This is a genomic window from Acetobacter estunensis (genome assembly GCF_011516945.1).
GTDB lineage: Bacteria > Pseudomonadota > Alphaproteobacteria > Acetobacterales > Acetobacteraceae > Acetobacter > Acetobacter estunensis.
This window is the reverse complement of sequence record NZ_WOTH01000002.1, coordinates 92,163-116,162: the sequence shown is the minus strand read 5'-3', so window position 1 is coordinate 116,162 and position 24,000 is coordinate 92,163. Positions and strand designations below refer to the sequence as shown.

At 57.9% G+C, this 24,000-nt stretch carries 26 protein-coding genes and 2 tRNA genes; 16 read left to right on the top strand and 12 right to left on the bottom strand.

From position 1 onward, the window contains the following. Positions 1-11 precede the first annotated feature (11 nt). The gene (locus tag GOB87_RS01720; protein WP_166312811.1) at positions 12-3,284 is read right to left on the bottom strand and encodes a Hint domain-containing protein; all 3,273 of its coding nucleotides are present in this window, start codon (positions 3,282-3,284) and stop codon (positions 12-14) included. Between the two features lie 314 nt (positions 3,285-3,598). Between GOB87_RS01720 and GOB87_RS01715 the strand changes: the two genes are divergently transcribed. Genes GOB87_RS01715 through GOB87_RS01685 form a run of 7 tightly spaced genes read left to right on the top strand, consistent with a single transcriptional unit; the run spans position 3,599 to position 8,600 of the window. Next, the gene (locus tag GOB87_RS01715; RefSeq protein WP_166312810.1) at positions 3,599-3,907 is read left to right on the top strand and encodes an AtpZ/AtpI family protein; all 309 of its coding nucleotides are present in this window, start codon (positions 3,599-3,601) and stop codon (positions 3,905-3,907) included. A gap of 29 nt (positions 3,908-3,936) precedes the next feature. Next, positions 3,937-4,686, top strand: coding sequence for a F0F1 ATP synthase subunit A (locus GOB87_RS01710; protein ID WP_166312809.1), 750 nt, complete (start codon positions 3,937-3,939; stop codon positions 4,684-4,686). 50 nt (positions 4,687-4,736) lie between these two features. Beyond that, positions 4,737-4,961, top strand: a complete 225-nt coding sequence (locus tag GOB87_RS01705; RefSeq protein WP_146886574.1) for an ATP synthase subunit C family protein — start codon at positions 4,737-4,739, stop codon at positions 4,959-4,961. A 16-nt stretch (positions 4,962-4,977) separates the two neighbouring features. Further along, complete coding sequence (locus tag GOB87_RS01700; protein ID WP_166312808.1) at positions 4,978-5,577, top strand: F0F1 ATP synthase subunit B family protein; 600 nt, start codon at positions 4,978-4,980, stop codon at positions 5,575-5,577. A 43-nt stretch (positions 5,578-5,620) separates the two neighbouring features. Then, the gene (locus tag GOB87_RS01695; protein WP_166312807.1) at positions 5,621-6,124 is read left to right on the top strand and encodes a F0F1 ATP synthase subunit B family protein; all 504 of its coding nucleotides are present in this window, start codon (positions 5,621-5,623) and stop codon (positions 6,122-6,124) included. A gap of 26 nt (positions 6,125-6,150) precedes the next feature. After that, positions 6,151-6,918, top strand: a complete 768-nt coding sequence (locus GOB87_RS01690) for a glycosyltransferase family 2 protein (protein ID WP_166312885.1) — start codon at positions 6,151-6,153, stop codon at positions 6,916-6,918. Continuing rightward, positions 6,912-8,600 (top strand): ArnT family glycosyltransferase, encoded by a 1,689-nt coding sequence (locus tag GOB87_RS01685; protein ID WP_166312806.1) that lies wholly within the window; start codon positions 6,912-6,914, stop codon positions 8,598-8,600. The genes GOB87_RS01690 and GOB87_RS01685 overlap by 7 nt, the downstream gene beginning before the upstream one ends. Here GOB87_RS01685 and GOB87_RS01680 read toward each other — a convergent pair. The 5 genes from GOB87_RS01680 to GOB87_RS01660 form a co-directional block, all read right to left on the bottom strand. Next, positions 8,542-8,889 carry a hypothetical protein gene (locus GOB87_RS01680; RefSeq protein WP_166312805.1) on the bottom strand — a complete coding sequence of 116 codons (348 nt, stop codon included), beginning with the start codon at positions 8,887-8,889 and terminating at the stop codon, positions 8,542-8,544. The two genes, GOB87_RS01685 and GOB87_RS01680, sit on opposite strands and share 59 nt — an antisense overlap. Before the next feature lie 143 nt (positions 8,890-9,032). Beyond that, positions 9,033-9,641, bottom strand: coding sequence for a PqiC family protein (locus GOB87_RS01675; RefSeq protein WP_166312804.1), 609 nt, complete (start codon positions 9,639-9,641; stop codon positions 9,033-9,035). Between the two features lie 42 nt (positions 9,642-9,683). Further along, positions 9,684-10,673: an MlaD family protein gene (locus tag GOB87_RS01670; protein ID WP_166312803.1), complete on the bottom strand. Its 990-nt coding sequence runs from the start codon at positions 10,671-10,673 to the stop codon at positions 9,684-9,686. Then, the gene (locus GOB87_RS01665; protein WP_166312884.1) at positions 10,663-11,511 is read right to left on the bottom strand and encodes an ABC transporter ATP-binding protein; all 849 of its coding nucleotides are present in this window, start codon (positions 11,509-11,511) and stop codon (positions 10,663-10,665) included. Before GOB87_RS01665 ends, GOB87_RS01670 begins: the two co-directional genes overlap by 11 nt. Further along, entirely contained in the window at positions 11,511-12,686 is a 1,176-nt protein-coding gene (locus GOB87_RS01660; protein ID WP_166312802.1) for an ABC transporter permease, read from the bottom strand. The genes GOB87_RS01665 and GOB87_RS01660 overlap by 1 nt, the downstream gene beginning before the upstream one ends. Positions 12,687-12,888: 202 nt before the next feature. Between GOB87_RS01660 and argC the strand changes: the two genes are divergently transcribed. From argC to GOB87_RS01640, 4 genes are all read left to right on the top strand, one after another. Next, positions 12,889-13,818, top strand: coding sequence for an N-acetyl-gamma-glutamyl-phosphate reductase (argC, locus tag GOB87_RS01655; RefSeq protein ID WP_166312801.1), 930 nt, complete (start codon positions 12,889-12,891; stop codon positions 13,816-13,818). 12 nt (positions 13,819-13,830) lie between these two features. Continuing rightward, positions 13,831-14,478 (top strand): glutaredoxin 2, encoded by a 648-nt coding sequence (gene grxB / locus GOB87_RS01650; protein ID WP_166312800.1) that lies wholly within the window; start codon positions 13,831-13,833, stop codon positions 14,476-14,478. Positions 14,479-14,532: 54 nt separating this feature from the next. Continuing rightward, positions 14,533-14,616, top strand: a tRNA-Leu gene (locus GOB87_RS01645). A gap of 16 nt (positions 14,617-14,632) precedes the next feature. Then, on the top strand, positions 14,633-15,823 hold the full coding sequence (locus GOB87_RS01640; protein WP_166312799.1) for a phosphoserine transaminase: 1,191 nt from the start codon (positions 14,633-14,635) through the stop codon (positions 15,821-15,823). Between the two features lie 124 nt (positions 15,824-15,947). On the opposite strand, the gene GOB87_RS01635 is transcribed toward GOB87_RS01640, so the two are convergent. Beyond that, on the bottom strand, positions 15,948-16,994 hold the full coding sequence (locus GOB87_RS01635) for a cysteine synthase A (RefSeq protein ID WP_166312798.1): 1,047 nt from the start codon (positions 16,992-16,994) through the stop codon (positions 15,948-15,950). Positions 16,995-17,130: 136 nt separating this feature from the next. Between GOB87_RS01635 and GOB87_RS01630 the strand changes: the two genes are divergently transcribed. Next, positions 17,131-17,538 (top strand): rhodanese-like domain-containing protein, encoded by a 408-nt coding sequence (locus tag GOB87_RS01630; protein ID WP_166312797.1) that lies wholly within the window; start codon positions 17,131-17,133, stop codon positions 17,536-17,538. A gap of 22 nt (positions 17,539-17,560) precedes the next feature. Here the strand turns inward: GOB87_RS01630 and GOB87_RS01625 are convergent, their stop codons facing one another. Together GOB87_RS01625 and mtnA are read right to left on the bottom strand one after the other, a co-directional pair. After that, a complete protein-coding gene (locus GOB87_RS01625) occupies positions 17,561-18,469 on the bottom strand; it encodes a DUF2272 domain-containing protein (RefSeq protein ID WP_166312796.1) in 909 nt (302 codons plus the stop codon). A gap of 130 nt (positions 18,470-18,599) precedes the next feature. Beyond that, the gene (gene mtnA / locus GOB87_RS01620) at positions 18,600-19,700 is read right to left on the bottom strand and encodes an S-methyl-5-thioribose-1-phosphate isomerase (RefSeq protein WP_166312795.1); all 1,101 of its coding nucleotides are present in this window, start codon (positions 19,698-19,700) and stop codon (positions 18,600-18,602) included. A gap of 465 nt (positions 19,701-20,165) precedes the next feature. Between mtnA and GOB87_RS01615 the strand changes: the two genes are divergently transcribed. Next, positions 20,166-20,723, top strand: coding sequence for a hypothetical protein (locus tag GOB87_RS01615; RefSeq protein WP_166312794.1), 558 nt, complete (start codon positions 20,166-20,168; stop codon positions 20,721-20,723). Positions 20,724-20,788: 65 nt separating this feature from the next. Here GOB87_RS01615 and GOB87_RS01610 read toward each other — a convergent pair whose 3' ends face one another. The 3 genes from GOB87_RS01610 to GOB87_RS01600 form a co-directional block, all read right to left on the bottom strand. Beyond that, positions 20,789-21,193, bottom strand: coding sequence for a flagellar protein FlgN (locus GOB87_RS01610; protein WP_166312793.1), 405 nt, complete (start codon positions 21,191-21,193; stop codon positions 20,789-20,791). Further along, positions 21,183-21,389, bottom strand: coding sequence for a rod-binding protein (locus GOB87_RS16700; protein WP_242006095.1), 207 nt, complete (start codon positions 21,387-21,389; stop codon positions 21,183-21,185). Before GOB87_RS16700 ends, GOB87_RS01610 begins: the two co-directional genes overlap by 11 nt. 119 nt (positions 21,390-21,508) lie before the next feature. Next, on the bottom strand, positions 21,509-22,672 hold the full coding sequence (locus tag GOB87_RS01600) for a flagellar basal body P-ring protein FlgI (RefSeq protein WP_373320679.1): 1,164 nt from the start codon (positions 22,670-22,672) through the stop codon (positions 21,509-21,511). A gap of 128 nt (positions 22,673-22,800) precedes the next feature. Here GOB87_RS01600 and GOB87_RS01595 point away from each other — a divergent pair, with 128 nt between their 5' ends. The 3 genes from GOB87_RS01595 (at position 22,801) to GOB87_RS01585 (ending at position 23,957) form a co-directional block, all read left to right on the top strand. Further along, positions 22,801-23,298, top strand: a complete 498-nt coding sequence (locus tag GOB87_RS01595) for a flagellar assembly protein FliX (RefSeq protein WP_166312791.1) — start codon at positions 22,801-22,803, stop codon at positions 23,296-23,298. Between the two features lie 81 nt (positions 23,299-23,379). After that, entirely contained in the window at positions 23,380-23,793 is a 414-nt protein-coding gene (dksA, locus tag GOB87_RS01590; RefSeq protein ID WP_166312790.1) for an RNA polymerase-binding protein DksA, read from the top strand. An 89-nt stretch (positions 23,794-23,882) separates the two neighbouring features. Next, positions 23,883-23,957: transfer RNA gene (locus GOB87_RS01585), tRNA-Thr, on the top strand. Positions 23,958-24,000: the final 43 nt, after the last annotated feature.

The following is a 24,000-nucleotide window of genomic DNA, read 5'->3' as shown; positions in this document are numbered from 1 at the left end:
AACGGTTCGTGTCAGGCTGCCATGCGGTGGGCGACAGGTGTGCCCGCGAGCGGAAGAGGCTGCCCGGTTTCGGCGTCCACGACCCGAACGGATGCGGGTGAAACGCGAGAGTCCGTGATGATCGCGAAGCTGTGCTGGCCAGAGAACTGACCGTTTTCTGTCAGATCGGCACGGAAGCGGTCGGCTGTGACACGAGCGATTTCGACATCATCGGCAAAAATGACGAGTTCGCGTGCCTGATTCGGGTCCATATCACAGCGTGCCCAGCCCTCCACACGGTTTTCCGTGATGACATCGACAAAACCAGCGACATGCGTGTGAGCCAGAACGGTCGGTGCGTAGGTGCTCAGGCGCGCAGATATGGCTTCAAGGAGAGGGCCGTCTTCCAGACGGGGCAGACAGAAAAGCGCAGCATCCGAGTGTGCCATCTGGGCATCCGGATAGAGGGTCGCGAACTCATCGGCATTGTGGAACATGTTGCGGCTGCCATCATCGACAAACGTCTCGGAAGCGGCGCCTTCAGCGAGAAGCAGGTCATGAGTGTCGAGTTCGATATGAATGTAATCCACCTGTCGCGCCCGGGTCGGCTGTGTGATGGTCACACCATTCACCAGCAGGCTGGCCGGGATAAGGTGCCCTTCCAGCGCCATGGCATGAAGCGGAGACACCCGCAGATTGCGACGTGGCAGACCGGCACCGAGCGCTCCGGCCATGATGAGAACCGGCATGATGTCGGGATTGCCAGCGGCAAAGCGCCCGTCATAACTGCGGCGTCCAATCCAGCGAATGGGGCGCACCTGACCCGACGCGGTCAGAACCATGTCACCGATAGCAAGGCTCTCTATCGCACGCTCGCCCTCCGGGGTGGCGATCTGGGTGCCGGGGCAGTAGCAGGGCACGCCATAAGTGATGAGAGTGCCGCCGTCCGCCGCCTTCTGGAAATAGAAATCGGAGCCGAACGTGCCGTCGAGATGCAGGGTTGTGCTCTGGCCACCTTCCGTGACTGTCAGCGAGCCATCCGCGCCGATATGGCCTGTGTCGATTTCGTTGGCGCTACCGGCGAAGGTGAGGTCGGAGATGTCGATCTGGTTGATGGTGCTGATGGAGGTGTAGGGCGGGTTATATGTGAAATAAGCGCCAGCCTGAGAGATGGAGCCGATGGCATCGAATCCCTCAATGGTTATTCCCTGTAGCTGCGCCATGCTCGCCCTGACCGTCGAAGCTGTCGCATACTGGTCGTAATTGAACGAAGCTTGTGTATTCGGCAGGAAGGTCAGCGTGCCGGTATATTTGGCGCCGACCTCAAGAATGAGTGTCCCTCCATCGAGCATCGTGTCGGTGGCTGTCCCGCCGGACAGGACATCGACAACAGCGTTCATCTTGGCAGTCGTGCGTATTGCAGTTCCGCCCGATGACACGACCTGATGCATGGTGCCGTTGGCCCATTGCAGAGTCATGTGCATGTACCAGACACCATGAATCCCAGTCATGGTGGTGTCGACAGCAGTGCCGCCATCCTGCACGTACTGATAGGCATCCGAATACATGGGCTCGCCGGGAAACATGGCTTCGGCGGAAGCTGCCGTCAGGGTGGTGTGAGTGGCCACGCCTCCATCACGGATGATCTGCGTTCCCGCGATCATATTTTCGCCAAGGAAATCCACTTCACCGGTGACGAAAGTGTCTGTGGCTGAGCCGCCAAGAATGGTCTGTGTGCCGCCATCCACAGTGGTACTGGTTGCCTGTCCTCCAGCAAGAACCGTCTCGCTACCGCTGGCATGCACCACCGTCTGAAGAGTCTGGCCGCCAGAACTGAGAACTTCCAGCCCCCGGATTTCATCCTGAATCGCTGTGCCATTGATGTAGAGGCGGCCGCCATTGTCGACGGATGTGCCAATCGTCCGCGCGCCATCCGGAACGAGATCGCCCATACCGGATGAGACATGCGCGCTGACACTACCGGCTGTGATGACGTTTCCGGCATAGCCTGAGGTCTGGCCGCCCATTGTCAGGACAGCCGCCTGTCCACCGGCTGTTTCCGTCAGGACGAGTTGGGCTCCGGTATAATCCACTCCGCTGTCGAGGATCAGCGTCTCGATCGTGGAACCACCCGATTCGATCTCTACATGCGAACCGTCCTGAATGGAGAGGGTCGCGCCCGATGTTATGCCGGAGAGCACGATACGGTCCGTTGTTCCGAATCCGGAAACCTGCAGGGGAGAAGTGGGGAGAGACCCCAGGATAAGGCTTTCGTTTCCCGATCCGGAAAAGTCGAACTGAATTCCATTTGTCTCCGTTCCGTTGGCGATTTCCACGGAACCATTGGAGAGCACAACCGCACCTGAAAAATTCGCCAAAGCACCGGCTTCAAAGGTGACAGTGGACGCACTTGCCGTTTCAGAGATCGTGCCCGATCCGGAAAGATGCCCTTCCACCGTGGTCTGACTGCTGAAGGCCAGAGTGCCTCCATTGAGGAAGACGCTGCCGCCACTCTCGATCGTCTCATCGCCTCCAACTGCCCCAGACTCCAGTGACTGAATACCGCCTGATGCAATCGTCATGTGAGAAACAGAGGCGTTACTGGAGAGACGCTGCTGGCCGCCCGCGCTGATCGTGCCCTCCATGGCATTTGCACCATCAGAAAGAATCTGCTGGCCGCCAGAAATGATGACAAATTGTGTCTCAGTCGCTCCGCCTGTTCGGGGCGCTTCCAGAATTTCCTCTTGAGCCCCGGAACCACTGATCACTGTGCCGGAAGCGGTTCCGCCTGCGAGGTAGAGAGTGCCGCCGCTGCCTACGGTAAGTCCGTTCGCATTCACATCTGCCCGTAGTGTCACAGTTCCATCGCTGACAGTGGAGAGAGGAACTGCTGCCGACGTGATGTCCACAGAGCCACCCTCAAGCATAACGTTGCGCACATCTGCAGCTGAAATCGTCAGATAACTGCCGGTTCCCACGGTGATCGCGCTGGCGTGTGCACCCGGATCAAGCGCTATATCGCCTCCCTGAGCCGCGCTGGCCGAGCCGAGTTCGCCACCAGACTGGACATCGAGAGAACCCGAAGCGACGACAACCTTTCTTTCTGTTCCGCCGCTGACGACGATCTCTTTTGCCGATCCGGCAGCGGTTCCTTGCAATTGAGTGTCCACCGCGTCTCCACTCGTCACCAGCGTGCCGCCGCCCACCACAAGTGTTCCTGACACGACGTCGCCATTCGGAATCGTTGCCGTCTGGCCGCTGACAATGATCGCGTTGTTCGAAGTGACGGTAGAAGACATGACCATGACAGAAACTTCCCGTAAGCGAGGATGAAGCGCAGGTCGGGAAAACGTTTCTTTCAGAAGATTCGTTTCCAGACGTGTCGATACGTTACGTGAATACTGTCGCATTAACCATTTGGTGACTGTCGTTAAAAGATTGATAATAATTATTGAGACAAATTTCCGGCGTGAAATGGAACGCTTGACCCACCAAACCAGCCCTCAGCACAGCCTCGCCGGTGGGGAAGTCTTTCCTTTTGATTGCAGAGCCGTCACGCTTGCTTGACATGCAAAAGCCGGATCGTTAGCAAACCGATGCACCCTATCTGGAGGTGCGAATGACTGAGGACAAAGCCTCTTTCGACCAACGTCTCCGTGCAGCGCGCGAGCGCAGTGCGGGGAAAAGTGTAGAGCAGGAAGCTCAGCCGGACAGGCAGGATAAAAACCTGTTGTCTCTTGCGGCAAGAGCGGGAAGCGAAATGCTCGGTGGTCTGGTGGCTGGTGTCCTGATTGGGTGGGGAGTGGACCATGTGTTCCATTTCCGGGCTCTTTTCATGGTCATTTTCGCTCTTCTGGGTGGTTGTGCCGGTATCCTGAACGTCTGGCGGCTGATGAAGTCGCTGGAAGAAGAAAAACAAGAGTCCTGAGCGGCCACAGAGGGTCGGGGAGTAAGGCGTTGGCTGGCGGATCAAGTATCAACGTGCTCGAGCAGTTCGAATTACACCCGGTGCTCGGCGGGTTTGGTGAAGCATTGCGCTTCAGTCAGGCTCCCGTCTTCATGATCGTGGCCTGCGTTATCGTTCTTGCTTTCCTTCATTATGGCATGAAGCCCGCAGCGGTCGTTCCCGGACGGCTGCAGGCGGCGGCGGAAGTGTGCTACGAATTTGTGCGTAATCTGGCGGTCGATACGATCGGACCGGAGGGCGTGGCGTTCTTCCCCTTCATCTTCGCGCTGTTCTTTTTTATTCTGGCGGGCAATTATCTCGGCCTCCTGCCATATTCCTACACCTTCACCAGCCATATCGCCGTGACTTTCGCGATGGCCATGATGGTGTTCATTCTCTCGGTCATTGTGTCCCTCAAGGTGCAGGGCTTCAAGTTCTTCGCGCACTTCATGCCGCCGGGAGCGCCTGTTGCGCTTGCGCCGCTGCTGGTGCCGATCGAGATCCTTTCCTTTCTGTCGCGTCCGGTCAGTCTGTCTATTCGACTGTTTGCCAACATGGTGGCTGGTCACGTGATGTTCGATATCTTCGCAAGCTTCGTCATCATGCTGGCCGGTCTCGGCTTCTTTGGTGATGTGCTGGCGGTGGGCCCGCTCGTGATCAATATCGCGCTGATGGGGCTGGAACTGCTTGTCGGAGTTCTGCAGGCCTATGTGTTTGCCATTCTGACCTGCATCTATCTGCGGGAGGCCGTATCCCACTGAGTTTGGGTGCCCCCGTCAGTCTACGTCTTCGTCAACAAGGAAAAATCAAAATGGACATCGCTGCAGCCCGTGAAATCGGTGCCGGTATCGCCGTGATTGCCCTTGCCGGTGTCGGCATCGGGCTTGGCAACATCTTCTCGACGCTGGTCAGCAGCATCGCTCGTAACCCGGCGGCTCGTCCGCACGTGTTCGGCCTTGGCATGCTTGGCTTCGCGCTGACGGAAGCGGTTGCTCTTTTTGCCCTGCTGATCGCCTTCCTTATCCTGTTCGTCTGAGAACGGAGTAAGCCCCGTGCGTCTTCCGGTTTCACTGATTCGTCACTCCCTTATGATGGGTGTCGCGAGTCTGCCGCTTCTCGTGGCGGCGGCGCCCGGCGCGCACGCGGCGGGCATGCCCCAGCTCGACTTCAGAAACCCGCTCCTTACGGGGCAGGTCGTCTGGGGAGCTGGGATATTCCTCTTTTTCTATCTCGCCTTGCGCGGATGGGCATTGCCTCGGGTTGGTACGGTTCTTGAGAATCGTAGCCAGAGGATCAATGGAGATCTGGATCAGGCTCATCAGGCAAAAGCCGATGCTGATGCCGCTGTTCGTGATCTGAACCAGACGAAGAAGGCTGCGGCTGCGGAAGCGCAGGCGCATCTGGATTCCGTGCTGGCTGCGGAAAAGAAAGCTGCAGCTGATCGGCTCGCTCAACTGGGAGCCAAGCTGGAAACAGAGATTGCGGCAGCTGAGGCCGGTGTTGCGAAGGAGCGCGCTCAAGCGTTGCAATCGCTTCGACCGATTGCAGGTGATGTAGCTGAAGCGCTGGTCCGTCGGTTGACCGGCGTTGCACCGGATCGCTCACGAATTGAACAGGCCGTCGCGACTGTAGCGGCCCGGGTACAGGGCTGAACACGGATCATTCTGATCGTGGCGTGACGAGGGAATGACGCCGATGTCAAATGTCTTTCATGAAGCAGGCTTTTGGTACACCGTATCATTTGTTCTCTTCTTTGTTATCTTCGGCCCAAAGATCTGGAAGCCGGTTGTTCAGGTGCTTGACGCGCGCGCTAATCGCATTCGCGTCGAACTTGATGAAGCCGCCCGCCTTCGTCGGGAAGCTGAGCAGATGCTTGAAGATGCCACGCGTGAACGTGAGCAGGCTCATGCGGAAGCGAATGCTCTTATGGAGCAGACGCGCAAGCAGGCTGAAGAACTTGCTGTCAGAGCCCGCACAGAAGCGGAAGATATGCTTCAGCGGCGCGAGCAGATGGCACGGGATCGCATCTCTGCGGCTGAACGTGCTGCCATCGATGAAGTCCGTGCAGCGGCAGTCGATGTGGCATTCGAAAGCGCACGTCTCGTCATGGGCGAGGGTGTGGATGCCGGAACGGCAGCCTCAATGGTCGATAAGGCTATTGCTGATCTGCCCACGGCTCTTTCGGCGCGCGCAGCCTGAGCACAGAGTCCATCTTGTCTGTTGATATGACACCCGCAGGGACAGAGTCTGCCCCTGCGGGTGCTCCTGTTTTGAGTATTGTGATTACTGTTCTCAATGAACGGGAGAATATTCTTCCGGTCTGTCGGGAACTCGCCAGTGTGCTTCCTGGTCTTCCCGCCTGTGAAATCATCTTTGTGGATGACGGTAGTACGGACGGGTCGGCGGAGGAATTGCAGCGGGTCCGTCAATTTCTGGGCCTCAAATCGTTGCGAATTCTCATTCACGATCATCGCTGCGGCAAATCCGGTGCTTTGCGAACAGCGATACGTGCGGCGCGTGGACGATGGGTCGCCACGTTGGACGGAGACGGCCAGGATGATCCAACTGAGATTGCCCAACTGTTGGAACTGGCCTTGTCAGGAGAGAAAACCGGACGAGCTCCTCTGGTCGTCGGCACTCGCATGAAGCGCAGGGACACGCTGTCTCGCCGATTGGCCACGCGTTTCGCCAACGGGTTACGCCAACGTCTTCTGGATGATGGATGCCCGGACACGGGTGCTCCAATGAAGGTGTTTCTGAGGCAGGATTTTTTGGATCTTCCCCAGTTTGAGGGATTGCACCGTTTTCTCCCGGCACTAATGCGCACGTATGGCGTCCCATTACTCTGTAAGCCGGTAAGGCACCGTGTAAGGCTCCACGGCCATTCGAAATATACGAATTTCGGTCGGGCTATCGTGGGAATCAGAGACATGCTGGGAGTAATCTGGCTGCGAAATCGCACGCGTTTGCCCGGTTCCGTTCGGGAATGGTGAAGTCGCTCATCGGAAGCGTCTTTCGGTCTCCCTTTCTTCGGAAGCTTTTCGCACTTGGGTTCTGTGCGTTCCTGCTTCTGCTTCCCGGCCGGGCAAGCATTCCTCCCTTTGACCGGGACGAGCCACGCTATATGCAGGCGACGGCGCAAATGCTGGAAAGCGGAAATTTCGTGGATGTCCGCTTCCAGGACCAGCCCCGCTACCTTCAGCCTGCAGGAATATATTGGCTGGAAGCGCTTGCCGTTTCCGCTTCAGGCACTTTGCATAAACGGGCCGTATGGGCCTATCGGCTGCCTTCTCTTGTCTCCATGACTCTGGCGATCATGTTGACAGGATGGATGGGAAGTCTCCTGTTTGGCGCGACGGCGGGCCTATCTGCTGGTGTTCTTCTCGCTGTTTCCGTTCTGGTGCAGGCAGAAGGCCGTATGGCCACAATCGACAGCACTCTTCTGTTGACTGTCGTTGGAGCGGAATGCCTGATTTTCCGGGTGATCCGCGAGTATAGAGAGCAAAAACCAACCTCTGCCATGGTTGCCCTTGGGTTCTGGGGAATACTAGGCATCGGCCTGATGCTCAAAGGGCCGGTCATTCTAGTCCCTACACTGGGTACATTATTGGCTTTTTCATTGGTCGAACGGGACGGCCGTTGGCTGCGCAGATTGCGTCCCTCATGGGGATGGCTGGCAACGGTGGCGGTAGTTCTGCCTTGGTGCGCGGCCATCGAAATTATCAGCCATGGCGAGTTCTTCGAACGGGCGGTTGGTCGGAATTTTCTTGGCAAAATCGGACATGGACAGGAAGCGCACGGTGCATTCCCGGGGTTCCATCTTGCCGTTTTCCTGCTTGCCTTCTGGCCGGGGTCTTTCTTTGCCGCGGCAGTTCTTCCGGTAATTAGAACATGGTGGTCCCGCTGGGATGTACGGTTTCTGGTGTGTTGGATCGTTCCTCACTGGCTGGTCTTTGAACTGATCGCGACCAAGCTTCCGCATTATGTTCTGCCAGTCTATCCTCCGATTGCGATCCTGACCGCTGGAGCGCTCTGCGCAGGTGGATCGCAATGGGCGTCGTGGCCCTTGCACAGGTGGGCACGAATCGCATTGGGCGCTTACGGTTTCCTCTGGGCATTGCTGGGCATAGCGTTATCCGTCGCTGGAATTGCTGTCTCACTGGTCTTTGAGAATCATGTGCCGGTGACGGCGTGGATCGTGGCAGGGGGGGCTCTGCCGCTATGGGCTCTTGCTTTGCGTAATATTGTGGCGGGACGTCTGCAACGAGGAGCCATGTGTGCGGTAGGCACGGCTGTCATTGTCTATACCGGTCTGTTCTCAGGAGTGATCCCACGCCTGAATACGATCTGGTTGGCCCCACGTCTGGTTGCAGCCGTGGAGCGCCAGCGTACCTGTCCGAACATGCATGTCATCTCGAGTTCTTTTTCGGAACCCAGTCTTGTGTTTCTCATGCAAGGGCATGTCCGTCTCGCGGATGCGCATGAGGCAGCGCAGGCTTTGGCACAGGACAAAACTTGCACGCTGGTACTGATGGGACGTCAGCACCAGCCGATTTTTGACACGACACTGGCTTCGCTAGGCGTACAGGCCATAGAACGCGATCGAGTAAAAGGCTTCAATTACTCGACGGGGAAGTGGCTTGATATTGGTGTGTATGGTGCGCGCCAGCCGTGACGCTCTTCTTCGTTTCCACTACCGGCGCATGAAGTGGGGTCGGAGTGGAGATATAACCCGGGAGCCGGCGACGAATACGCGAAGGCGCACGTCGTAGAACAAGGTTGCGGCATCGGGCGTCCATGACATCCCAAGCGCTTGTGGGAGTGCTGGCGGCCTGTGGAAGATAGTCCGGTCGCCCTACAAGCAGAGCAATGGTGACACGCTCGGCCACCGTTGTGACCTCCCACAGCACGTCCGGGTCCATACGTCCTGTTGTAATGAGACGGGCAGCTTCCACAATGCGCATCGGATAATCCCTTTCGCAAAATCGGTTTCGGCCGACACGCTTTGCATCGGTCCAGACGAAATTGCCGAGAATTGCTTTTTATCCGGTTAATTTTAGCGATGCGCCATGAACATTAACCGTTTCGCTGCCTGATCGTCATGCAATCAGGACGGACTTGTCCCGGCAAGTAGAGTTGCTGGCAGCGAATTCGTGATTCGGGTGGCGAGTTGCTGGCTCATGGCGTTTACAAGTGCCACCGTTCCGGCATCCGAGGACGCATTCCCGGTTGAACTGAAGCTCACACGATAGGTCTGCTCGGGCTGTTTCTCATCGGCGGGAATAACGGTCCAATGAGCTTCAAGAGTGGCCGTGCCCGATGAGGAAATATCGAGGCGCGTGATCGTGACCAGCAGACGGTTGGCTGTAGTGCCCAGTGGCGCCTGTTCCGTCACGAACAGATCGGGGCGACTGACACCAATTCGCGCCGCCAACACATCGGTCACGCCATCGGACAGACGCTCCGCCCACCGTCCATTGGGGCTACGGGCCAGCGCCGTGCCATTGCGGGTCAGAATATCTTGCGTGTCCAGATAGTCCGGCATCTGCACGCGCCGGACTTCCAGAATGGGCGTGCCCGGTGTCACAGCACCATTCTGGCCCGTGCCGGCTCCGGCAAGTGTGTACAGTTGCAGGGGCGGGCTGGAGCAACCAGCCACGCTTGTCGCCAGAACCAGTGCGGCCATGAGGGACAAGCATTTGCGGACCGCGATCATGCGTCGCTCTCCTGAACGGGTTGATGGATCATGACGCGGGGCCTACGGGCGGCGTCCCATGAGCAGAAGTTGTGGGTTGCGCTCCACGTCGCTGGCAAATCCACGCAGGGATGCGGCAGCGGCAGCGATATCGCGCAGCGAGGAATCGAGGTTGTCCCGATCCGCCGAGCGGGGGGACAGAATGCCTTCGACATTCTGGAGTGTCCGTCGCGCTTCATCGGTCGCTTTTGTCGCACTGGTCAGCGTCGCATGCAGATCCGCGCCACGGGCTTCGATCTGTGTATTCCCCGTACGCATCAGCTTATCGATGTCGACAAGGGTTGTATCCAGCCGCCCTTCGAGATCGCGCACGGCCTGCGTGGCGGTCTTGAGCGTTTCCTGTGCGTCGGCCGAGCTTTGCTGGAGGCTGGCGGCAAGGGGAGGCAACTCGACATTCAGCTTCTGAGCGACATCACGAATGGAAAGAACGGCCTCATCCGCGTGTGTCGCAAGCTGCTTGAGAGGAAGATCGCTGATTGTCTGCTTGATCTTCTGCATGGCCGACTCATGTGTCGGAATCTCGGGCAGTTCATCGGCAACGCGTGGATGAAAGGTCGCTGGCGCTCCGGGAAAGAAATCCAGATTGATGTTGAGAGTGCCGGTCACGAAGCTCTGAAGATTCTGCTCAGCGCGTAGCCCGTGCGCCACCACCTCACGCAGATCGAGCGGGCGTGATGGATGCCCCGGATCGTGCATGACATGGACCTGCGCTGCATCCAGACTGATGACGACGGGAATGTAGGGAACACGGGCCACCGGATCGTAGCGCAGCTTGATGCTCTCCACGGAGCCCACGCGCACCCCACGAAAGGTCACGGGCGCCCCGATGCTCAGCCCCGCCACGGAATCCTGAAACACGATCACCGCACGATGGTTTTTCGAGAAAAAGTTGATGTTCCCGAAAAAGATCAGAGCCAGCACGCCAAGAAGAATTCCACCCGTGACAAAGATTCCGACGAGCGTCTGTCGGGTTGCTCCTGAATCAGTGGCCATTGGAATTCGTGCCTTTCGTGGCTGGCTCGGCGGGGGGCGCGTCCGTACTGGCCTCACGGTGCATGAAGGCATGGACCATGGGGTTGGTACTGTGATCGCGCAGATCGCGAGGAGAGCCGTGAGCAATAGGGGTGTGCGTCTCGGCATCGAGGAAGATGCCGTCATCGGCAATGGTGAAGAGACTGGGCAGTTCATGACTTACGATGACGATCGTAGCGCCCAGTCCATCGCGCAGAGTCAGGATCAGATCGTCCAGTCGTGCCGAAGTGATGGGGTCAAGGCCGGCGGACGGCTCATCGAAGAACAGCACGTCCGGATCGAGAGCCATGGCGCGTGCGAGGCCCGCGCGCTTTTTCATGCCGCCGGAAATTTCGGACGGCATGAGGTCAATGGCATGGGACATGCCGACGAGACCCAGCTTCAACTCCACCAGTCGGCGGATCATCTCATCATCAAGCCGCGTGAACATTTCCAGCGGGAGCGCCACATTGTCGCCCACCGTCATGGAACTCCATAACGCGCCGCTCTGGAACAACACGCCGAACCGGCGATTCAGCGCTGTGCGGTGGCTATCCGGACCTGTCCAGTATTCATCGCCATCGACGGTATAGGTTCCGCTTTGGGGGCGCAGAAGTCCGATCATGGCCCGAAGAAGCGTGCTTTTGCCACATCCCGAGCCACCCATGATGGCGAAGATCGAGCCGCGCTTCACATCCATGGAAATGTTTTTCTGGATGACCTTCTTTCCATAGCCGATGGTCACATCCCGCAGAGAAAGCAGGACATCTCCACGGGTACGATCCGAAGGAGCGGGAAGGGAGGAGGCTGACGGGTTCATCATATGCCAATCACGTCGGCGATCACCGCGAATACAGCATCAAGCGCGATCACACCCACGATGCCCACCACGACGGCGCTTGTCGCCGCTGTTCCAACATCTGCGGCACTGCGTCCGGCCTTCAGACCGATGCGACATGACGTGAGACCGATCATGGTCGCAAACACGATGGACTTGATGAAACCGAACTCAAACTGGTGGAGATCGACCGCATCCCAAGTCTGGTGCAGGTAGCCCGTGCCGGTAATGTCGGGGAGCATGACCACCGCGACGGTATAGCCACCGAGAATGCTGGCCAGACAACCATACAGATAGAGAAGCGGCATCATCAGCATCAGTGCCAACACGGACGGCAGCAGGATGTAGCTCGAGATGGGGATGCCAAAGACCTGAAGGGCATCGATTTCCTCATTGCCCAGCATGGTCGCGATACGAGCGGCATAAGCTCCACCTGTACGACCCGCCATGATGATGGCGGTCATGACGGCGGCCAGTTCTCGCACGCAGGCAATGCCTACAAGATTGGCGACATAAATATCGGCCGAAAATTTCTGGAGCTGGACGGCACCTACGAAGGCCAGAATTGCCCCCACGAGGAAATTGACCACAAGGACAATCAGCAGGGCCGAAGGGCCCGCGTCCGAGATATTGGTCAGCAGGTCACGCAAGCGCATGCCGCCATGGCCACTCAGGGCCTTGGCCGACCCTTTCGCCGTGTCGACACCCAGCAGAGTGACGGCTCCGACTTCCTCAAGGGAGGCGATGGTGAAGGCGCCCGCGTCCTGAAACGGATTGGGAACATGCGCGTGGGGAGTGGCGGGCGGCTGAGGAGCGGGCGGGAGAAGGGCGATCAGTCGCTGGACACCGTCGGGCAGTTGTGCGGTGTCGAAGGTCAGTCCTGCTTTTTCAGTGCTCTGCCGGGCATTCCATAGAAACGAAACCAGTGAGGAATCCCATTGTCCCAGCCCCGACGTGTCGATGCTGAGATGAGAGGCGCCATGAGCGGCTTTTGTCAGAGCATCGGCAGGCAGTTCGAGCGGCACGCCGTCATCGACTGTCCATTGACCGGAAAGGCGAAGGGTCGCCGTCTCTCCCGAGGACGCGATGTTCCATTGAGGGCGGTCGTGCGGCTGGCCAGTCTGTGTGGCGGGCTGGGAGGGGCGTTGATCCGTCATAGGCAGCACAGAGCCTAGGTCAAACGTGAGCACTTGACCAGACAGAGCAGAGATGCGCCGAATCTTTGCAGATGAACACGATTCTGTGTGCTCGGAACAGGTCTTATTGTGATTTTTACATCTTTTTCTGGATGAAAAACACGGACTCGTCGCAAAACGATACGAAGGCTATAGGACAGAGCTCGCAGCGGGAGAGCGAATAATGAGTGCGGAACCGGTCGTTTTCATCGATGGAGAGGCAGGCACTACGGGGTTGGGCATTCGGGAACGTCTGCGGGCTTTGCCGGTGCGCATCCATTCGATCGATCCCGCCCGTCGTAAGGAGACACAAGCGCGCGCCGAGGCGATGGCGGCAGCCGATCTGGTGGTCCTGTGTCTGCCCGATGCCGCATCGAAAGAAGCCGTGGAAATGGTGGAGGGGTTGGCGGCCTCGGGGCAGCGCACGCCGAAAATCCTCGATGCCAGCACGGCCTTCCGCACGGCGCCGGGCTGGGTTTATGGCTTTCCCGAACTGTCCGAGGATCAGCCCGAGGCCATCCGTCAGGCCAGCCGTGTGGCGAATCCGGGCTGCTACCCCACGGGGGCCATAGCGCTCCTGCGGCCGCTCATCGACGCGGGCCTGATGAAGCCGGACTTCCCGGTCACGATCAACGCAGTCAGTGGCTACACGGGCGGGGGCCGGACCATGATCGAGACACAGGAGAAAGAAGGCGGTCCGGCGTTCATGCTCTATGGCCTGGGACTGGCGCATAAGCATCTTCCCGAGATCCGGCAGCACGCCCTTCTGGAGAAACGGCCAATCTTCGTGCCATCGGTGGGGCATTTCCCGCGCGGCATGATCGTATCGATTCCCGTTCACATGGATCTGCTCGTCAAAGGCACTACGGCCGCCGATCTGCGCCGCGCTCTGGAAGAGCGTTACGTCACGTCTTCCTTCGTGCGTGTCTGTAAAGCGGAGAACACATTGGTGGCGGATGCTCTGGTGGGTTCGGATGATATGGAACTGCGCGTGCATGCGGACGAAGCGAACACGCATGTCGTGCTCACGGCGCGGCTGGATAATCTGGGCAAAGGCGCATCGGGGGCAGCCATCCAGAATATTGCCCTGATGCTCGGTGTTTCGCCTGCCTGAGGAAAGCCAACGATGACACGCAGACTCTACATTTATGAACACTGCCCTTTCTGCGTGAAAGCGCGGATGATCTTTGGGCTCAAGGGTGTGCCCGTGGAGCTTGTCTGGCTGCTCAATGACAATGAAGCGGACCCGATCCGAATGATCGGCCGGAAATTGCTGCCGATCCTTGAGGAAGATGGGCGGTTCATGGGCGAAAGCATGGACATCGTGGCGCATGTCGACGCGATGGGAGAGCCCGTACTAACGGGTGAAACCAATCCGGCAATCGCGGCATGGATCTCCTCCGTCAGCGGCCCGCTTTATCGGCTGATGTTGCCGCGCGTGGCCTGTGCACCGTTTCCGGAGTTTGAGACGACCGGTGCGCGAGCGTATTTCGTGCGCAAGAAGGAAGCTTCGACCGGCATGTTCGCGCCTTATCTCGAATCCGGCACCGAACAACTGGCGGAACTGAACAACCGGCTGCCTTCATTGGTGTCGCTCATTCGTTCACCGAGTGCCGTGAACGGCATCTTGTCCACGGACGACATCCATCTATTCGCCGCCCTACACAGTCTCTCGATCATTGCGGGTGTGGTATATCCCCCAGAGGTGGAAACCTATCGCCAGACGATGTCAGGTCTGTCCAATGTTCCTTTGATGGATGCACAGGCTGCATGAGCGTATCTTCGCATCTTTCCCAAGGCCGCAGATGCTGGTAGGAGAGCGACAGTCGCGAGAGTGACGGAACGGTAGACGTAGTCGACTCAAAATCGACCGCCGCAAGGCATGGGGGTTCGAATCCCCCCTCTCGCACCAGTATTCCGGAAGACAGATGACCCTCAATGCAGACGTCGCGCCTTCGCGCGTGAGCAAGCCGCAGACACGTCCCGCCAATCCCGATTTTTCGTCTGGCCCATGCGCGAAGCGGCCAGGTTGGTCACTCGAAGCGCTGTCCGGAGCGCTGTTGGGACGTTCTCACCGGTCATCCGAGGGACGCGCCAAACTCGGCGAAGTGATTGAGCGTTCCGCTGCCATCCTCGGTCTGCCCGAAGGCTGGCGGCTCGGGATCGTGCCAGGCTCCGACACCGGCGCAGTCGAGATGGTATTGTGGTCACTGCTTGGCACGCGTCCCGTGGATGTGTTGGCGTTCGAGAGTTTTTCCGCGACATGGGCCAACGATATCACCGCCCAACTTGGTCTGGATGCGCGTGTTCTCAAGGCCGATTATGGCGAACTGCCCGACCTTCAGGTCGTGGATTGGTCCCGCGATGTGGTTCTGGCATGGAACGGCACGACATCAGGCGTGAAACTGCCCGATACGGCGGCTATTCCCTCTGAGCATGATGGGTTGATCATCTGCGATGCGACGTCCGCCGCGTTTGCGATGGAACTCCCTTGGGAGAAGCTCGATGTCGTGACGTGGTCATGGCAGAAGGTGCTCGGCGGAGAGGCGGCGCACGGTATGCTGGCGCTGTCGCCACGTGCTGTTGCGCGACTGGAAGCCGGGCCAGCGCCGCGTCCGCTGCCAAAAGTCTTTCGCCTGACCTCCAAGGGAAAGCTGAATGAAAGCATTTTCCGCGGTGATACGATCAATACCCCCTCGATGCTGTGCGTCGAGGACGCTCTGGATGGTCTGCGCTGGGCCGAAAGTGTTGGCGGATTGAAGGGGCTGATTGCCCGTAGTCGTGCCAATCTGGCGGTTGTCGAGGCATGGGAAGCGAAGTCCGAGTGGGCAGAGTTTCTTGCCCGTGATCCCGCACTTCGCTCGAATACAGCGATCTGTCTGCGGATCGTAGCGCCTTGGTTCAAGGCGCTCGACGCTGAGAGCCAGACAAAGGCCGCGAAGAAAATGGCCTCACTGCTTCACGATGAAGCCGTGGCATACGACATCGCCAGCTATCGGGATGCGCCAGCCGGACTTCGTATCTGGGGAGGCGCTACTGTCGAGACGGCTGATGTTGAAGCGCTTCTGCCGTGGTTGGACTGGGCTGAGGCGCAGGTCAGAAGCGAATACGGCGCCTGACATCAGAGCGGTAACGCAGAAGAAAGGCCCGGCGCGCTGTGGAGTGCGCTAGGCCTTTCTTCTATTAACCTCACAATTTATTTTCTAAAAAAGAATTTTAGAAACAGCGAGTTATGAGGTTTATTTAAGATTTCTTATCAAGCCAGAACGGGACGGGAAGATCTTTCGAGCGCAGGAAATCCGGATTGAACAGCTTGGATTGATAGCGTGCTCCACCATCGCACAGAATGGTCACGACCCGATGGCCCGGCCCCAGATTGCGCGCCACACGGATAGCCGATGCCACATTGATTCCCGAGGAGCCACCCACAGACAGGCCTTCATGGATCAACAGGCTGTAGATCTGTTCCAGCGCTTCGGGATCGGGAATACGCTCTGCATCATCGATCGGCGCACCTTCCAGATTGGCCGTGATCCGGGATTGGCCGATGCCTTCCGTGATGGAGGATCCGCTGATCGACAGGTCGTTGGACTTCACCCATCCATACAGACCCGAGCCTTCAGGATCGGCCAGCACGATTTTGGGACGTTCCGTTCCGGCGGCGCGAGCGCTGTCCTCAAGACCGAACGCAACGCCCGCAAGCGTGCCTCCTGTTCCGCAGGCGCAGGTAAAAGCATCCAGCCGTCCCTCCATCTGCTCCCAGATTTCAGGAGCGGTGCTGTGGCGATGGCCCTCACGATTGGCGAGATTGTCGAACTGGTTGGCCCAGACATAGCCATTCTCTTCCGCCAGACGACGTGAAACGTGCACGTAGTTGCCGGGATCACGATACGGCTTGGCGGGAACCAGACGCAGATCGGCGCCGATCATACGCAGGAAATCGATCTTCTCCTGACTTTGCGTCTCCGGCATGACGATGACGCTTTTGTAGCCCCGCGCGTTGGCGACAAGGGTCAGGCCGATACCCGTATTGCCTGCCGTGCCTTCCACAAGCGTGCCGCCGGGCTTGAGAAGGCCGCGTTTTTCAGCATCCAGAATAATGGCGAGTGCAGCGCGATCCTTGACGGAACCGCCGGGGTTCATGAATTCCGCCTTCCCGAATATCTCACACCCGGTCGCGTCCGAGGCGCGGGCAAGGCGGATCAGAGGCGTGCCGCCAATCGCGCCCGCCATATCGGCCGAGCAGGTCGTCCAGCCGTAAAGGGTGCGGGAACTCGGAGTGGAAGTCATTGTGTCCTGCCTTTCATCCTGATGTGATTTGGGCTAGCGCGTGTTGCTCATGCGTGCAATCGGCTTTCATACTTCACGAAATCCAAACCTCGAAGATGTAGCCGTACTGTCCGGATAAAAAAGGAGTTGGCGGAAAATGATCAGAGATATACAGCCGCGCGCGGTCTGGGAAATGATGGAAGCCGACCCGACAGCCCAGCTTATTGACGTCCGCACGCCAGCCGAATGGCATTTCGTCGGGCTCCCCGATCTCTCGGTGCTGGGGCGCAATATTCATACCATCAGTTGGCAACTGCCCGGCGGTCTGATTAACGAGCGCTTCATTGAAGAACTACGGCTCGTCGGTCTCGATGGGTCTCAGCCGCTTCATTTCATCTGCCGTTCCGGCGCCCGGAGCCGTTCCGCTGCGATGATGGCGCTACAGAGTGGCTTTGAAACGGTTTTCAATGTCGCGGACGGCTTCGAAGGCCCGCTCAATGGAGAGGGGCATCGTGGCAGCGTCGCTGGATGGAAAAAAGACAATCTTCCATGGCGGCAGAGCTGACATCTGCCGCCCGACTGCTTTTTTACAGGCCGGCGTCCGGTTCGGCGTCGGCATCGTAGAGCACTTCAAGAATGGCGCACCACGGATAACGTGAGTCGTAACTGTGACCGTCAGCCGAGGCGATGGCGCCATTGGTGTCCGTGGGCACATGCGTGAGCGTAACGGCATCGTCGATGTTGCCACCAATGATGCTCAACTGATGGCCAAATGGCTGTCCATTCTGGCCTGTGGCCACGACAATTCCGCAGTGTGCCGGAAAGCCGTAGGTCGTGGGCAGGTTAGAAAAGCGTACCGATTTACTCCCGCCACGACCGGTGCAGATGAGGTCGCCCAGTTTCGGAATGTATTGCCCCGGGTCATGCGCCCGAAGGCCGCTCGACTGCCCGGAGGCTGCGGCGTTGATGTAGGTGGAGTGATTGGGAGAATAGGGGAAACGTCCATTCGCGCCCGCCACCCGCATCACATAGGAAATAAATGCGGCAGACCAAGCGTAACGTCCGTCATGCACGAAATTGAAAAGGCGGCCATCGGCATCATATTTGCCGCTCCATGAGGATTCCGTCTCCTGCGGATCCTGGCCGATCCACCAGTATTCTCCCACACGCTGCCACAATCCCGGCGCGCGTTCCGGCTTGACGCTGGCGACTGTGGGTTCGGGGCGCAGTTCCGGATCGTCGTCATCGACCGGCATGCCGAAGAGGCGCCACTCGCGCATGGCGATGGCGGCAACATCCTGTCGATTGAAGGGCGTGAAGTTGCGCGTGGCAAAATCCGGCACATGCGGATCGTATCCCGCGATCCCCTCGCCAGTACGATACTGGGCGACGGGAGTGCTCGCCGGTGTCGGACTCACGCCAGACTGCGGGGCACAGGCAGCCACCCCAAGCGCCAGAAGAAGGGCTGTGGCGCGGCAGGACACGATCTTGCTCATCTCAATGCCGGATTTTTGCCCGGTCCCCGAATTCTCAGGCACGTGGTGCCGTTTTGGTAAACGAACGGATCATGCCGTCAGAATTGCCTTTTCTGTCAACCTTTTCAGGCAATGAAAAGGCATCTCGTGGTCATGCCTGTCGTTCGGGAAACAGAGAGAGAAGACCCTCAGCAGTTGCCTTACACCGTCCACGCTCGGTGATCAGACCGGTTACAAGGCGCGCGGGCGTTACGTCGAAAGCCGGATTGGCGGCAGGACTGGCGGGCGGTGTGATGCGAATGGTCTCCATGGCACCCGATGCGGTTTGTCCAGTCAGCATCGTGACCTCGGTAGCGGAACGCTCCTCAATGGGAATGTCGTGCAGCCCATCCTCGACCTGCCAGTCGATGGTGGTGGATGGAAGCGCCACCCAGAAGGGCACCTCGTTGTCATGTGCGGCAAGCGCCTTGAGATAGGTGCCGATCTTGTTGGCAACATCGCCGCGTGTGGTCACGCGGTCCGTGCCTACGATCACGATATCGACCTTGCCATGCTGCATCAGATGTCCACCGGCATTGTCCACAATGACGGTGTGTGGAACGCCGTGGCTGCCCAGTTCCCATGCCGTGAGACCCGCCCCCTGATTGCGGGGGCGCGTTTCATCGACCCACACATGCACCGGCAGTCCTTCATCATGCGCCATGTAGATCGGGGCAAGCGCTGTGCCCCAGTCCACGGTCGCAATCCAGCCCGCATTGCAGTGGGTCAGGATATTGATCGGTCGATCCGATGTGCGCTCCGCCGCGAGCTTGCGGATCAGTTCGAGGCCATGACGACCGATAGCCTCGTTGCAGGCGACATCCTCATCACAGATGCGGGCCGCCTCCTTATAAGCAGCCTCGACCCGTTTCTGTGGTGAGACAGGTCGCAAATATTTCAACATACGCTCAATAGCCCAGCGCAAATTTATCGCTGTGGGGCGCGTTGAAGCCAGCATCGCAGCATCCCGCTCCATGGCCTCATCACTGGCGTCCTTCATCAGCGCAAGCGCCAGACCATAGGCGGCAACGGCACCGATAAGGGGGGCGCCTCTGACCTGCATGCTTGTGATGGCATGGGCCACCTGAGCACATTCGGTCAGATGCAGGATATCGAGAGAAAAGGGCAGGCGAGTCTGATCAAAGATGCAGACTGTGCGGTGATCGTTCGGATCGACCCAGACACTACGATAGGACACACCGTTGATCTTCATGAAGCGAGCATCCTGCTGAAAATAAGGAAAGGGCGAAAAGCGGACATATTCCCTGACGATTTCGCAGTGTGGAAAATGGACATGAAAAGCGTGCGGGGCAAGAGCAAAGGAAAATGTTTCAATTCCTTGCAAAACGGGATGTGCCGACTTTCAAAGGTTGCTGTTATTATCGGCATAAAATGAAATATATTCTCCTATTTTTCATAAGATTTTTTGGTGCTCGGTCGGGGGTATGTGCATGCGTTTTCTGTATTTCCGATGAGATATCATGATATTGCAAAACCCGATGCGGCTCTATATTGGAAAACAATATGCGGATAGGCGCTTTGTTCGAGAACGTTCTGAAGATGTCCGGGAACTCACCTTCAAGAACAGCCTCTGCGAAAGCTGATTCTGGAAAACACCAAAATATAGCGTCAAGGTTTTGATTTTACCTCTGATGCTGGAACCACGAAAGCGGAAGACATGGCAAGAAAAGCAGACAGCAAGCCCACACCGGCTGCCAAGAGTTCCGTCAGGGGCAAGGTAGCCGTTGCTTCGACCCGCCGCGCCAAGACGACCAAAGCGGCTGCCGAACCGGAAAAGACGCGCAAAAGAGCTGCTACGGCTCCTAAAGCGACGGCTCGCGTAAAAGCATCTGTTCCGGTAAGCAAGGCGCCGTCACGGGGCAAACCGGCTGCCGCTGCCAAAGCAAATGTCGCAACAGCCAAAAAAGCAGCCGCTCCTCGTCGGGCTACTGCGGCCCGTCCTGCGGCTCCCAAAGTTACAGAGACTGTGCGTGCTCCCCGCAAGGCCAGAAGTGCTGCAGCCACCCCGCGCGCCACACGGCAGAAGGAGCCGGTGGCGCCCGTCAAATTGACGGCCGTGGAAAAGCTTCGTCAGACGCAGGAAGCACGTCGTCAGAAGCGGATTGCACGTCTGGCTGCGGAAAAAGAAGCGGCAGAAGAGGCGGCTGTTGTCGAAAAACCGAAAAAAGCGGCTCCTCGTAAAACAACGGCTACGCGCACAAGCCGTCGTAAGTGAAGACGACAAACTTCTGCGAAAATCGGTAGTGTAGAGAAGCCCCGCTACGGCGGGGTTTCTTGCGTTCAGGCATTATTGCGATAAGCACGGCCTGGAATGCCGCGGGAAGGAACATATCCTCCTGTTTTCCCGTAATGTGTCCGGTTCTCGGGGGAGGGAAGGGCACGTGCCAGTATTTCAACAATGTGGCGTTGCGCAGTCAGAGCGCGTTTGAGAAGAACCCTGTTATCAGCAAGAACGTTCTCAAGATTTTCCAACGCTGCCGGCAGTTCCTCCGAGCAGCAGTTGGCGTCCTTATCGTTCGGGTCGCGTTTGCAATCGATATCCAATGCGTCAAGCTGCATCAGTACGGCTTCTTTCTGGCGCAGCAGTCCAACTGCCGCAGGAACATCCCCTTTTCGAAGATGGACGTTTTCTTCTTCCAGAAGTGCCGTGACGTCGCGAATGACCGCCAGCGCTTCATCTGTCACGTTTTTTCTCCTGAATTTCAAGCATCTGACGATAGATCGAAGGGGCAAGACCGAGGCCGCCCTTCTTTTCGATCTGCTTGGCCATTTCGGTTGTGAGCATGGGACGGAACGAGGATTCTCCTACCCCACCTCCAAAAGATCCTTTTGAGGTATCGATGGTGTCAAACATAGGCTGGAGCATCTGACCGATGGTCATGGACTCAAAGTCGGTGGCGGTCTTCCAGATTTTCGCGTCCACAGGTTTGGATGGGGCGGCATCATTCGACAGCGGGAGGCCTGACGAAGGAAATGCGCTTGTGATGCGGGTTGAATCTGTCATCGTACTTCCAGATCTGCCTGCAACGCACCATCGGCTTTGATGGCCTGCAGAATGGAAATCATGTCGCGTGGCCCCACTCCCAAGGCATTGAGTCCCGAAACGAGATTGCTCAATGTCGGACCGTTTGGAAGAATGCCGAGCTTGGCATTGTTCCCGTTATTCACATTGATGGTTGTACGGGGGGCAACAGTGGTGGTGCCGTTCGACATGGGGCCGGGCTGCGAAACCATGGGAGTTTCCGTGACCTGGATGGTGAGGTTGCCCTGTGCGATAGCGACAGTACTGATCCGGACATCATTTCCAATGACAATCGTGCCGCTGGCATCATCGACCACGACTTTCGCCAGCGTATCGGGTTCAACCATAAGGTCCCCGATCAGGGAAAGGGCCGGAACGCTGTCACGTCCTGTCAGATCCAATGCCACGGTCCGTGGGTCGGTAACACGCGCCATGGTGCCACCCAGTGCAGAATTGATAGCCCGTGCAATGCGGCTTGCTGTCGTGAAATCGGGGTTGCGAAGGGAGAGATGCAGCAATTTCTTGTTGCTGAGATCCACAGGTACTTCGCGTTCCACGACGGCGCCGTTGGCAATGTGCCCATTGGTGGGAATATTATGCACGATGGAAGCCGCAGCGCCGCGTGCCGCAAAAGCATTGGTCGCGAGAGAGCCCTGCGCTACCGCATAGACCTCTCCATCGGCGGCCATCAACGGTGTAACCAGAAGCGTACCGCCTGTCAGATCCGTGGCGTCGCCGGTAGCTGAAACCGTAACGTCAATGCGTCCACCACCATGAGCAAAGGGGGGAAGATCGGCTGTTACCATCACGGCGGCCACATCGTGCGTCTGGAGCTGAATCTCCCGGTCGCGGATGTTCACCCCCAGACGGTTAAGCATGCTGATGAGAGTCTCACGGGTGAACAGGACGTTCGTCAGCTTGTCGCCCGTCCCGTGCAGGCCGACCACAAGCCCGTATCCGATGAGCTGATTGGTGCGCACGCCCTCGAAATCGGCGATATCCTTTACGCGCACACGTGCGGCATTCGCAGAGGACATTCCGAGCAGGAATGCACAGACAAGCAGGCATGCTCCGCACGCAATTGATGAAGGGAAAACCCTTTTCAATCCCGTGCCCCATACCTTGCGATGGAATGATGTCATGCCGATCTTTGCCGCTCGTCAATGTTTTCGCGTCATTGTTATCCACGGCAAGAGCAAACAATTCCTCAACGTTCGGCGTGAAACTTCCTTCTGCGTGAAGTGACACACGCTGACAGGATGAAGAGACAATGAGCCCCATCGGCACGGTTGGTTATTCTCCCCGCATTACGACATCCCGTCGTGTCCGGCGGCAGACAGCGCCTTCGCCATTCACGCTACCAGCCGAAAACACCGAAGCCCCTATTCCCGAAGTGTCCGGTCTGACGCCCATCGCTTTGCTGTCTCTTCAGGAAGAGACAGGAGCGGTGAGTCAGGAGGAACAAGAGAGGGAGGCCGTAGTGTGGGGAGGCGATGTGCTCTCGGCGCTGCGCGAATTGCAGGTTTCTCTGCTGGAGGGACGAATCCCGGCCGATATTCTCACTCAAATCGAAACGCTCTGCGCCCAAGAGTTCGAGATGGTGGGCTCTGGGCTCTCAAATGTTGTGCGATCAATTCGTGTCCGGGCGGTCATTGAGGCAGCAAAATCACGACGACGCATTGCCGAACAAAATTTTTCCATCCTTCAGCAGGAAGAGGAAATGCCGGGTGGCGGAGAAACAGGCTCCTGTGGACGTGAGACGATTTAAACTTGGCGCACCATTTCTGCACGGCTATAAGCCGCGCATTCGTTGGAGGCCGCTTGCCTCGGGGAACGGAGACGCAATCTAATGATCACACTTCCTCCGGACTACAGACCGTCCGATGATGAAGAGTTCATGAACCCCTTGCAGGTGGAATATTTCCGTCAAAAGCTTGTCAGGTGGCGCACGGAACTCCTCAAGGAGGCGGGAGGAACTCTCGCCAGCCTGTCAGAGGGCGGCATTCATGAAGCCGACGTGACGGATCGCGCGAGCGTGGAAACGGATCGTGCGCTTGAGTTGCGGACACGCGACCGTGCGCGCAAGCTGGTGGGCAAGATCAATCAGGCACTTCAGCGGATTGAAAACGGCACGTACGGATACTGTGAGGAAACGGGCGATCCGATCGGACTGAAACGACTGGAAGCCCGCCCCATTGCGACGCTCTCAATCGAGGCGCAGGAACGCCACGAGCGGATGGAGAAAGTTCACCGCGACGATTGATTTTCTCACACTGGAAGAAAAACTTCCGTTGCGAGAGATTCGGGGGTTGCCGAGTACGGTATGAAACTGTAGGTAGCCCTCCGCCGAACGCTGCTGTAGCTCAGTGGTAGAGCACTCCCTTGGTAAGGGAGAGGTCGCGAGTTCAATCCTCGCCAGCAGCACCAGGTTTTTACAAGATTCCCGAAAATAAAATAAATGTCGCAGCCG

Coding starts and splice junctions, on each gene's coding strand:
- dksA (WP_166312790.1), top strand. CDS start 23,380: ATGATCACACTTCCTCCGGACTACAGACCGTCCGATGATGAAGAGTTC.
- grxB (WP_166312800.1), top strand. CDS start 13,831: ATGACACGCAGACTCTACATTTATGAACACTGCCCTTTCTGCGTGAAA.
- GOB87_RS01690 (WP_166312885.1), top strand. CDS start 6,151: ATGACACCCGCAGGGACAGAGTCTGCCCCTGCGGGTGCTCCTGTTTTG.
- GOB87_RS16700 (WP_242006095.1), bottom strand. CDS start 21,389: ATGACCATCGGTCAGATGCTCCAGCCTATGTTTGACACCATCGATACC.
- GOB87_RS01660 (WP_166312802.1), bottom strand. CDS start 12,686: ATGACGGATCAACGCCCCTCCCAGCCCGCCACACAGACTGGCCAGCCG.
- GOB87_RS01630 (WP_166312797.1), top strand. CDS start 17,131: ATGATCAGAGATATACAGCCGCGCGCGGTCTGGGAAATGATGGAAGCC.
- GOB87_RS01705 (WP_146886574.1), top strand. CDS start 4,737: ATGGACATCGCTGCAGCCCGTGAAATCGGTGCCGGTATCGCCGTGATT.
- GOB87_RS01685 (WP_166312806.1), top strand. CDS start 6,912: ATGGTGAAGTCGCTCATCGGAAGCGTCTTTCGGTCTCCCTTTCTTCGG.
- GOB87_RS01675 (WP_166312804.1), bottom strand. CDS start 9,641: ATGATCGCGGTCCGCAAATGCTTGTCCCTCATGGCCGCACTGGTTCTG.
- GOB87_RS01600 (WP_373320679.1), bottom strand. CDS start 22,672: ATGACATCATTCCATCGCAAGGTATGGGGCACGGGATTGAAAAGGGTT.
- GOB87_RS01665 (WP_166312884.1), bottom strand. CDS start 11,511: ATGAACCCGTCAGCCTCCTCCCTTCCCGCTCCTTCGGATCGTACCCGT.
- GOB87_RS01715 (WP_166312810.1), top strand. CDS start 3,599: ATGACTGAGGACAAAGCCTCTTTCGACCAACGTCTCCGTGCAGCGCGC.
- GOB87_RS01615 (WP_166312794.1), top strand. CDS start 20,166: ATGGCAAGAAAAGCAGACAGCAAGCCCACACCGGCTGCCAAGAGTTCC.
- GOB87_RS01625 (WP_166312796.1), bottom strand. CDS start 18,469: ATGAGCAAGATCGTGTCCTGCCGCGCCACAGCCCTTCTTCTGGCGCTT.
- GOB87_RS01640 (WP_166312799.1), top strand. CDS start 14,633: ATGACCCTCAATGCAGACGTCGCGCCTTCGCGCGTGAGCAAGCCGCAG.
- GOB87_RS01720 (WP_166312811.1), bottom strand. CDS start 3,284: ATGGTCATGTCTTCTACCGTCACTTCGAACAACGCGATCATTGTCAGC.
- mtnA (WP_166312795.1), bottom strand. CDS start 19,700: ATGAAGATCAACGGTGTGTCCTATCGTAGTGTCTGGGTCGATCCGAAC.
- GOB87_RS01635 (WP_166312798.1), bottom strand. CDS start 16,994: ATGACTTCCACTCCGAGTTCCCGCACCCTTTACGGCTGGACGACCTGC.
- GOB87_RS01670 (WP_166312803.1), bottom strand. CDS start 10,673: ATGGCCACTGATTCAGGAGCAACCCGACAGACGCTCGTCGGAATCTTT.
- GOB87_RS01595 (WP_166312791.1), top strand. CDS start 22,801: ATGAGCCCCATCGGCACGGTTGGTTATTCTCCCCGCATTACGACATCC.
- GOB87_RS01680 (WP_166312805.1), bottom strand. CDS start 8,889: ATGCGCATTGTGGAAGCTGCCCGTCTCATTACAACAGGACGTATGGAC.
- GOB87_RS01695 (WP_166312807.1), top strand. CDS start 5,621: ATGTCAAATGTCTTTCATGAAGCAGGCTTTTGGTACACCGTATCATTT.
- argC (WP_166312801.1), top strand. CDS start 12,889: ATGAGTGCGGAACCGGTCGTTTTCATCGATGGAGAGGCAGGCACTACG.